General features: G+C 60.9%; 9 protein-coding genes. 3 read left to right on the plus strand and 6 right to left on the minus strand.

The window, feature by feature from the left end; genetic code table 11:
• Nucleotides 1–74 precede the first annotated feature (74 nt).
• Genes QLG10_RS16470 through QLG10_RS16480 form a run of 3 tightly spaced genes read left to right on the plus strand, consistent with a single transcriptional unit; the run spans nucleotide 75 to nucleotide 5,550 of the window.
• Complete coding sequence (locus tag QLG10_RS16470) at nucleotides 75–1,319, plus strand: exonuclease SbcCD subunit D C-terminal domain-containing protein (RefSeq protein WP_282487692.1); 1,245 nt, start codon at nucleotides 75–77, stop codon at nucleotides 1,317–1,319.
• Nucleotides 1,316–4,957: an AAA family ATPase gene (locus QLG10_RS16475; protein WP_282487693.1), complete on the plus strand. Its 3,642-nt coding sequence runs from the start codon at nucleotides 1,316–1,318 to the stop codon at nucleotides 4,955–4,957. The genes QLG10_RS16470 and QLG10_RS16475 overlap by 4 nt, the downstream gene beginning before the upstream one ends.
• Nucleotides 4,954–5,550 (plus strand): glutathione S-transferase, encoded by a 597-nt coding sequence (locus tag QLG10_RS16480; RefSeq protein ID WP_110752150.1) that lies wholly within the window; start codon nucleotides 4,954–4,956, stop codon nucleotides 5,548–5,550. Before QLG10_RS16475 ends, QLG10_RS16480 begins: the two co-directional genes overlap by 4 nt.
• A gap of 122 nt (nucleotides 5,551–5,672) precedes the next feature.
• On the opposite strand, the gene QLG10_RS16485 is transcribed toward QLG10_RS16480, so the two are convergent.
• The 6 genes from QLG10_RS16485 to QLG10_RS16510 form a co-directional block, all read right to left on the minus strand.
• Nucleotides 5,673–5,930, minus strand: coding sequence for a hypothetical protein (locus QLG10_RS16485; protein ID WP_188264770.1), 258 nt, complete (start codon nucleotides 5,928–5,930; stop codon nucleotides 5,673–5,675).
• Nucleotides 5,927–6,139, minus strand: coding sequence for a hypothetical protein (locus tag QLG10_RS16490; RefSeq protein WP_110752258.1), 213 nt, complete (start codon nucleotides 6,137–6,139; stop codon nucleotides 5,927–5,929). Before QLG10_RS16490 ends, QLG10_RS16485 begins: the two co-directional genes overlap by 4 nt.
• Nucleotides 6,140–6,254: 115 nt before the next feature.
• Entirely contained in the window at nucleotides 6,255–6,380 is a 126-nt protein-coding gene (locus QLG10_RS16495; RefSeq protein WP_020799317.1) for a hypothetical protein, read from the minus strand.
• 211 nt (nucleotides 6,381–6,591) lie between these two features.
• Nucleotides 6,592–6,771 carry a hypothetical protein gene (locus tag QLG10_RS16500; RefSeq protein WP_008066314.1) on the minus strand — a complete coding sequence of 60 codons (180 nt, stop codon included), beginning with the start codon at nucleotides 6,769–6,771 and terminating at the stop codon, nucleotides 6,592–6,594.
• 156 nt (nucleotides 6,772–6,927) lie between these two features.
• On the minus strand, nucleotides 6,928–8,097 hold the full coding sequence (locus tag QLG10_RS16505) for a lactonase family protein (protein WP_282487694.1): 1,170 nt from the start codon (nucleotides 8,095–8,097) through the stop codon (nucleotides 6,928–6,930).
• Nucleotides 8,090–8,389, minus strand: a complete 300-nt coding sequence (locus QLG10_RS16510) for a DUF5629 family protein (protein WP_188264772.1) — start codon at nucleotides 8,387–8,389, stop codon at nucleotides 8,090–8,092. Before QLG10_RS16510 ends, QLG10_RS16505 begins: the two co-directional genes overlap by 8 nt.
• Nucleotides 8,390–8,548: the final 159 nt, after the last annotated feature.

Below are 8,548 nucleotides of genomic sequence, written 5' to 3' on the forward strand. Positions count from 1 at the left end.
TGCCAGTAAACTCTCCCCCTTTCGCCGTTGTCATTTTCCCCGCGGCCATCATCTTTTTTCCTACGGAGTTCGCCTTGCGTCTGTTCCACACCTCCGACTGGCACCTCGGGCAGAATCTGCACGGCCAGGATCGCGATTTCGAGCACGGCTGTTTTCTCGACTGGCTGCTGCGTCAGCTCAAGCTGGATCAGCCGGATGTGCTGCTGATCGCAGGCGATATCTTCGACACGGTCAACCCGCCGGTCAAAGCCCAGGAACGTCTTTACGACTTCATCGTCAGCGCCCATGAGCAGCAACCGTTGCTGACCATCGTGATGATCGCCGGCAACCACGATTCCGGTTCGCGGATCGAACTGCCCGCGCCCTTGATGCGCCGATTGCGCACCCACGCCCTGGGGCGTGTGCTGTGGCTGGATGACGGGCATCTGGATGCCGAACGCCTGTTGCTGCCACTGCCCGATGCCCGAGGTGAAATTGTCGCCTGGTGCCTGGCGCTGCCGTTCCTGCGCCCAGCCGAAGTGACGGGCGCGCATCTGGGCGATGACTACCTGCGCGGTATCGGCCAGGTTCATGAATGGCTGATCGAAGCGGCCAATGCCAAGCGCCAGCCCGGTCAAGCGCTGATCGCCATCAGCCATGCGCACATGGCCGGCGGTTCGGTGTCGGAGGATTCCGAGCGCAGCCTGATCATCGGCAACGCCGAAGCCCTGCCCGCCAGCCTGTTCGGGCCGACCATCAGTTACGTCGCCCTGGGGCATTTGCACAAGCCACAGAAGGTCAATGGCGAGGCGCGCATTCGCTACAGCGGCTCGCCGATACCCCTGTCGTTCTCGGAGATCGGCTACCAGCACCAGATTCTCGACATCACACTCGATGGCGAAAGCCTGGTCAGCGTCGAACCGAAACTGATCCCCCGTGCCGTCAATCTGCAACGTATCGGCCCTGCGCCCCTGGCGGACATCCTGGTGCAACTGGCCGACCTGCCCATCATCGACCTGTTGGCCGACTACCAGCGCCAACCCTGGCTGGAAGTGCGAGTGCGCCTGGACGAGCCGCAACCGGATTTGCGTCATCAAGTGGAAAGCGCCCTGCAGGGCAAAGCCGTGCGCCTGGTACGCATCGCCGCCGAATACGCGGGCAACGGCAGCCGCGAAGGCGCCGATAACGGCGCCGGGTTGATTGAGCTGGACCAGCTCACGCCCCAGGAACTGTTCAGCCGCGCCTGGCAGGACAACTACGGCAGCGAGGTCGATGAGCAAACCCTCAAGGACTTTGCCGAGCTGCTGCAAGACGTGCAGATGGAGGATGAACAGCCATGAAGATCCTCGCCATCCGCCTGAAGAACCTCGCCTCACTGGCCGGTCCGTTTGAAATCGACTTCACCGCCGAGCCCCTGGCCAGTGCCGGACTGTTCGCCATTACCGGCCCGACCGGCGCGGGCAAGAGCACCCTGCTCGACGCGCTGTGCCTGGCGCTTTTCGGTGCCGTGCCGCGCCTGAACAACACCGGGCGCGACGCCAAGGTGCCGGACGCCGATGGCGAAATCGGCACCGGTGACCCACGCACCCTGCTGCGTCGCGGCACCGGCGAAGGCTATGCCGAAGTGGATTTTGTCGGCGTCGACGGCCGGCGTTATCGCGCGCGCTGGGAAGCCAATCGCGCCAGGGAAAAGGCTGGCGGCAAGCTGCAAGCCAGTCGCCAGAGCCTGCGCGACCTCGATCAGGATCAACTGCTGGCCAGCCAGAAAGGTGAGTACAAGACCCAGCTTGAAGCCGCGCTGGGCCTGAACTTCGAGCAGTTCACCCGGGCCGTGCTGCTGGCACAGAGCGAATTCAGTGCCTTCCTCAAGGCCGATGACAACGACCGCAGCGAACTGCTGGAAAAACTCACCGACACCGCGCTCTACACTCGCTTGGGCCGTCGAGCGTTCGACAAGACCAAGGAAGCCCGCGAAGCGCACAAGCTGCTGCAGGATCAGGCCAGCGGTGTCACGCCGCTGGCGCCAGAAGCGCGCGCCGAGCTCGATGAGCGCTTCCATGCCGCGCAACAGCAACTGAAATTGCAGCAGGCGCAGCTCAAGCAGCTCGAGCTGCAAGACGCCTGGCTCAAAGAACTGCGCCGTTTGCATGACGCGCAACTGGCCGCTGCCGAACAACTGCACAGTGCCCGACACACCTGGGAAAGCCTGGCTGGCGAGCGCTTGAAGCTGACACGCCTCGAACAGCTGGCCCCGCAGCGGCACCAGTTCGCGCGCAAGGCCGAGGTCGATTCGCTACTCACGCCCCTGGCAGAGCAGATTGCCCAGCATACCCGGCAACATGGCGAACTCAGCGAGCGTCAGGCGCTACTGGAACAGCAACTGGGTGCAACGCGGATCGCCCTGGGCGAGGCGCAGCAACGACAAACCGAATGCGCGCCGCTGTTGCGCCAGGCTTTCGAGGAACAAAGCACCCTCGCCCGCCTGGCCAAGGACGCGACCCTAAGCGCCGAAGCCAGGCAAGCCGCCGAACAGGCCTGCACCCAGGGCCAGAACGCGATTCAAACCTTGCATGAGCAACTGGCCCGGGCGACCGAACACTTGCAACGCATGGCGGCCGAGCTGGCCCAAAGCGCTCATCTGGCGCCGTTGAGCGATGCCTGGAATGCCTACCGTGATCGCCTGCAACAGCTGATGTTGATCGGCAATCGACTGAACAAGGGCCAGGCGGAACTGGCGAACCTCGAGCACAATGCCGAGCGCACCGCACAAGCCTTCGCAGCGCAGAAACAGCAACTGGAGGTGCTGTTCAAAGAGGCTGGCGCCGAGCCGGATGCCGTCGCCGAGCAGATCGGTATCCTTGGCAGCCTGTTGCAGGACAACCGCAAGCAACTGCGTGCCATCGAAGATCTGACCCGGCTGTGGGACAGCCAACAGGACCTGGACAAGCGCGGCGCCGAGTTGCAACAACGCCAGGTCGCCGCGCAACAGGAACGTGAGCGCCTGACCCAGGACGGGGTAAAGGCCAAGGCTGAACTTGCCGTCGCCGAGCAAACCCTGACGGTCACTCGCGACCTGCTGGAACGCCAGCGCCTGGCCCGCAGCGCCAGCGTCGAGGAACTGCGCGCACAGCTGCAAGATGACCAGCCATGCCCGGTCTGCGGCAGCCAGGAACATCCTTATCATCAACCCGAAGCCTTGCTGCAAAGCTTGGGCCGCCATGATGAAAGCGAACAGGCCACCGCGCAAAAAGCCGTAGACCAGCTAAAGGAAAAGCTGACCGAACTGCGGGCGGAAGTGGGTGGACTGATCGCCCAGCAAAAAGAACTGCTGCAACAGCAGGATCAACTGGCGACCCAGCAACAAGCTCTAGCACCAAGCCTTCAAGCGCATCCGTTGGCCACCACACTGCTCGATCAGGATGACGACAAACGCGGCGCCTGGCTCAGCCAGCAAAACAGTCAGTTGAACCAGAGCATCACCCAGGACGAACAACGGCAAACCGCCCTGCTCACCTTGCAACAGGATGCTGCGCGTCTGACCCAGCAATTGCGCCACGCGGAAACCGCGCATCAGAGCGCCGCCCAGCACCTGGACAATCAACGGCGTGAACTGGGCAATGATCGTCAACGCTTGGACGAAGAACTCAGCGCATTCGCCAGCCTGCTGCCAGCCGATACCCTGCAAGCACTTCGTACTGAGCCCGCCGTGACCTTCATGCAGCTTGATCGGCAGATCGCCGAGCGCCTGACGCAACTCGATCAGCAAAAGGACGAGCTGGCCGAACAGCAACAGCGTCAGCAACAGCTGGAGAAGGAACAGGATCGGCAGCAGACCCGCGTGCAGCAATTGCAAATCGCCGAGCAGCAGTTCCATGCGCTGGCCGCACAACAACAGGCCAGCCAGCAGGCACTTGGACAATTGCTCGGCTCGCACGGCAGCGCCGAGCAGTGGCAGCAGCAGCTTGAGCAAGACATTGAACAGGCGCGCAACGCCGAATCCGGCACAGCCACGGAACTGCAAAACCTGCTCACCCAACGGGTGCGAATCGCGGCCGAACTCAAGGCGCAGCAAGAGCGTTTGCACACACTGGAAAGCGAAAACCGCGAACTGAGCGGCAAAATCGCCGAATGGCGCGCCCGTCATCCAGAACTGGATGACGGTGGCCTTGAAGACCTGCTTCAGGTCGACGATGCCCATGTGAGCGAACTACGCCAACGCTTGCAACTCAGCGAAAAAGCCATCGAACAGGCCAACGTCCTGCTCCAGGAACGCGACAAGCGTTTGCTCGATCACAAGGCGCAGCACATCGGCGACCTGGATGACGAGCAACTCGCCAACGCGCTCACCGAGTTGCAGAACCAGTTCAACGTCAGCGAACAACGCTGCGCCGAGCTGCGTGCCGAACAGGCCGAGGATCAACGCCGGCAGAACGCCAATCAGGCCCTGGCGCAACAGATCGCCGACGCGTACACCGAGTACCAGCGCTGGGCTCGCTTGAACGCGCTGATCGGTTCGGCCACCGGCGACACCTTCCGCAAGATCGCCCAGGCCTACAACCTCGACCTGCTGGTGCACCACGCCAACGTGCAATTGCGCCAACTGGTGCGGCGCTACCGCCTCAAGCGCGGCGGGAGCATGCTGGGCTTGCTGGTGATGGACACCGAGATGGGCGACGAACTGCGCTCGGTGCATTCATTGTCTGGCGGCGAGACCTTCCTGGTGTCGCTGGCCCTGGCGTTGGGCCTGGCATCGATGGCCTCGAGCACGCTGAAGATCGAATCGCTGTTCATCGACGAAGGTTTCGGCAGCCTCGATCCGGAGTCCCTGCAATTGGCCATGGACGCCCTCGACGGCCTGCAGGCCCAGGGGCGCAAGGTCGCGGTGATTTCCCATGTGCAGGAAATGCACGAGCGGATCCCGGTGCAGATCCAGGTCCGCCGCCAAGGCAATGGCTTGAGCACCCTGGAGGTGAAATGAACACCCTCTACTCGTTCCGCCGCTGCCCTTACGCCATGCGGGCACGCATGGCACTGCGCTACAGCGAAGTGGCCGTGGACATTGTCGAAGTCAGCCTTAAGGCCAAACCCGCCGAGATGCTCGCACTGTCGAGCAAAGGTACGGTTCCGGTGCTGAACGTGGACGGCCTGGTTATCGATGAAAGCCTGGAAATAATGCAATGGGCCTTGGCACAGCATGATCCGCAGGATTGGCTGCTCAAGGATGATCCGCAAGGGCAGCGCGCCATCGCGGCGTTGATCGAGGAGAACGACCAGGTCTTCAAGGTGCATCTGAACCGCTACAAATACGCCGAGCGCTATCCGCAACAGCCGATGGCTTTTTACCGCGCCGAGGGCGAGGTGTTCCTGCGTAGGCTGGATGAGTTGCTGGAAGGCCGCGATTATTTGCTGGTCAACCACCCAACCCTGGCCGACGTCGCGCTGATGCCCTTCATACGGCAATTCGCCCATGTCGATCGCGAGTGGTTCGCGCAAACGCCCTATCGACGGCTGCAGGACTGGTTGCAGCGGTTTCTGGCGTCGGAGTTGTTTACATCGGTGATGGCGAAATAACCGATCCTTGTAGGAGCGAGCATGCTCGCGATGGTCGTCAACGATTACGCGGGGTGACTGATACCCCCGCGGCGCCCTCGGGGTTTATCGCGAGCGTGCTCGCTCCTACAGGGGGTGGCGTTTCAGGCCAATACCTCGCACATGCCAATCACCGAGCAATCCACCTGGAACGGCCCGAAAAACCCGCTATCGGGCTCGTGTGGCGGGTTGCCCGCGAGCATCCCCATGGCCTTGGCGATCTCGATGTTGCGCGCGATGTTGTGGTTGGCCTCGATGGCCCGTGCCACCCCGCCTATTGACCCATTCCCGATCCCCAGCAGGGAAAAGCCATTGGTTATGAATGCCAGGAAGGCGATCAGCAGAAGTTTGCACCGGTTCATGCTCCGCCCACTCCCGCCAGTTCGGCCGGATCGACCATCGCCTGTTGTGCGCGATGTTCAAACTGGATGCCAGGGTGTGCGACATGAATCGGCGGTTCGACGGTCTGCCGCGACTGAGGCGAAAGACTGACGACCAGTACCATGACCAGGTAAAGACCGATTGCCACGTAGGCGCCGTGTTTGGCAGAGGTGATGATCGTGCTGGCCATGATGAACTCCGTGGACATGTTTCAGAGCCCACAGAATCAATCAAAAAAGCAGCGGTAACCAACGAGTCCTGTTTATAGCAAATATCAACTTCGTTGATCATTGAGCCAGACTATCTCAGTCTTCGATAAAACTGATCATGCGCTCGCGGGCAGCGTCGGGTTCGCCGGGAATCGGGTCGGCAGCGGAAAGGATCGGGGTCGAATAAAGGAACAACAGCACCACGGCAAGACGCATCGTCATTTTGGCAATCCTTTTCTTGAGAAGGAGGAGTCAAAAAATCAGCGTCAAATTTAGAGATATGGCCACCTGATATCAAGCATTACATCGGTGGCTAAATGACATTGTCGCAAACGCGTTATGCAGGAGCGACATCACTTCAACGCCTTTCGCTGCCTGGGCTTCGATCGGCAAGTGACGTCGCTCCTGCATAAAAGGCTGCAGGGAAGGTCTTTCAGTGCTGGGCTTTGTGATCCAGGGCGGCGTAGAAGTTGGCGCTCTGTTGCAGGTATTTCTGGGTATAGCTCTGGGCGTGGGTTTTCTTGTCGCTGATTTCAACGTTGGCGCTGGCTGGCAGGGCCACGGTGGCGGAAATGGCGGAGGCGGCAATTACGGAGAAGAGATTGAAGTTCATGCGGATATTCCTCGAAGTCAGTTGGCTTGCATGCCCGGTGGGGCCGTGAAGCAAAATTAACCCTCGAGGGTTATCAGCTTGAAATGCTTTGTGACACTTACAGTTATCACCCTCATTGATAGAAGGATGCAGGCCCCATCAACCGGGGCCTGCGGCCTATTGACGCACCATGAATTTCAGGTCACTGGGTGCATCCATCGGCAGTTTTTGCACGGTTTTACCCAGCAAGCCGGTGATGGCATCGCGCTCGACGACGACAATCTGGTTACTTTTCTGATTGGCGATCAGCACGAATTTGCCGGTCGGATCGAGGCTGAACTCCCGTGGATGATCACCCTCCACCGGGCGCCTTTGCAGTTCCTTGAGATGCCCGGTCGCCGGGTCGATGGCGAACACCAGCAACTGGTTGGCCGTGCCACGGTTGCTGACATACAAGAACTTGCCGTCCCTGGATGCGTGCAAGGCCGCAGCGGCCCTGTCCGAAACGGGCTGGCCGGCAGCCAGATCGACCAACTGGGTTTGCTCAAGCTTGCCGTCGCGGTAATCGAACACCGCCACTTGCGCGCTCATTTCCATGGTCAGCCAGGCGTGCTTGCCATCGGCACTGAACAGCAGATGGCGCGGCCCGCTACCGGGCGGCAGCTGCACGAACGACGGTGTTGCCGGGGTCAACGGCAAGTCAGGATTGGCCTTTGGGTCGAAGCGGTAGGCAAAGACCTTGTCCGCCCCCAGGTCGTTGGAAAACACGTATTGGCCGTCTGGCGACGGTATCGTCGCGTGTACGTGCGCTGACATCTGCCGCTCGGGGTTGACCCGGCTGGCCGGATGGCTGCTCATCTGCACCACCGGTTTCAACGAGCCGTCCGCCGCCACCGGCAACACCGCCAAGGTGCCGCCCGGATCTTCAGCCACCGAGTAGTTACTGACAAACAAGTGGCTCGCTTCAAGGCTCAGGCTCGAATGCGTTGGCTCGTTGCCCAGGCTCTGTACCTGATTGATCAGGGTCAGTGCCTGGGTCTTGGGGTCGATGGCATAACTGCTGACCCGCCCGACCGGATCGGTCTGGCCCGGGCCATTCTCGTTGACCACGAACACGCGCTGCTGATCCCTGGACAGGGTCAGCCAGGACGGGTTTTCGCTCTTGATCACTTGCAGCGGCCTGGCGTCGATCTGCCCGGTCGCACTGTCAAAGTTCAGGCGATAGATACCCTGGCTTTGCCCGGCGGTGTAGGAACCCACGAGCAATTGATAGTTATCGGCGGATGCCACCTGGACGCCCATGGCGCCGATGCTGCCGGCGATCAGCAGTGGCCAGACGTTACGCATCCTGTTGATCATCATCGTCGTCGTTGTCGCCGCTGATGACGTCGCCGAGGCATACCAGACGGTGTTCGCCGTCTTTGCCCTTGATCAGCCAGCTTTGCAGGGTGGTATCGAAGGTGGCGTCCTGGACCTGTGCCGGGGTGAATTCCCAGTGCCTGGCCGCTCGACCGTCCATGCATTCGATGTGCAGGTTGTCGTCGACATCGAGGGCGAATTCGAAGGCGTGCAGCCCATCGATTTCCACCATCCCGCAATGTTCGAGGGCGTTGAGCAAGGTATCTGTTACGGCAGTCATGGCAGTCAATCTTTGAATGGGAAAAACGCAATGATAGCTCAATGAGAGGCAAGCCCGTGTCGGTCACAACTCTCGCACACGACGCTAATCATATGTGGGAGCGGGCTTGCTCGCGAAGGCGGTGTATCAGTCAATCCAAGTGCCGACTGATACACCGCC

Source organism: Pseudomonas sp. V98_8 (assembly GCF_029967975.1).
GTDB lineage: Bacteria > Pseudomonadota > Gammaproteobacteria > Pseudomonadales > Pseudomonadaceae > Aquipseudomonas > Aquipseudomonas umsongensis.

Excerpts from the sequence above, each read along its gene's own strand:
- QLG10_RS16475 (WP_282487693.1), top strand. The coding sequence starts at position 1,316 with ATGAAGATCCTCGCCATCCGCCTGAAGAACCTCGCCTCACTGGCCGGT.
- QLG10_RS16480 (WP_110752150.1), top strand. The coding sequence starts at position 4,954 with ATGAACACCCTCTACTCGTTCCGCCGCTGCCCTTACGCCATGCGGGCA.
- QLG10_RS16485 (WP_188264770.1), bottom strand. The coding sequence starts at position 5,930 with ATGAACCGGTGCAAACTTCTGCTGATCGCCTTCCTGGCATTCATAACC.
- QLG10_RS16490 (WP_110752258.1), bottom strand. The coding sequence starts at position 6,139 with ATGGCCAGCACGATCATCACCTCTGCCAAACACGGCGCCTACGTGGCA.
- QLG10_RS16495 (WP_020799317.1), bottom strand. The coding sequence starts at position 6,380 with ATGACGATGCGTCTTGCCGTGGTGCTGTTGTTCCTTTATTCGACCCCG.
- QLG10_RS16500 (WP_008066314.1), bottom strand. The coding sequence starts at position 6,771 with ATGAACTTCAATCTCTTCTCCGTAATTGCCGCCTCCGCCATTTCCGCC.
- QLG10_RS16505 (WP_282487694.1), bottom strand. The coding sequence starts at position 8,097 with ATGCGTAACGTCTGGCCACTGCTGATCGCCGGCAGCATCGGCGCCATG.
- QLG10_RS16510 (WP_188264772.1), bottom strand. The coding sequence starts at position 8,389 with ATGACTGCCGTAACAGATACCTTGCTCAACGCCCTCGAACATTGCGGG.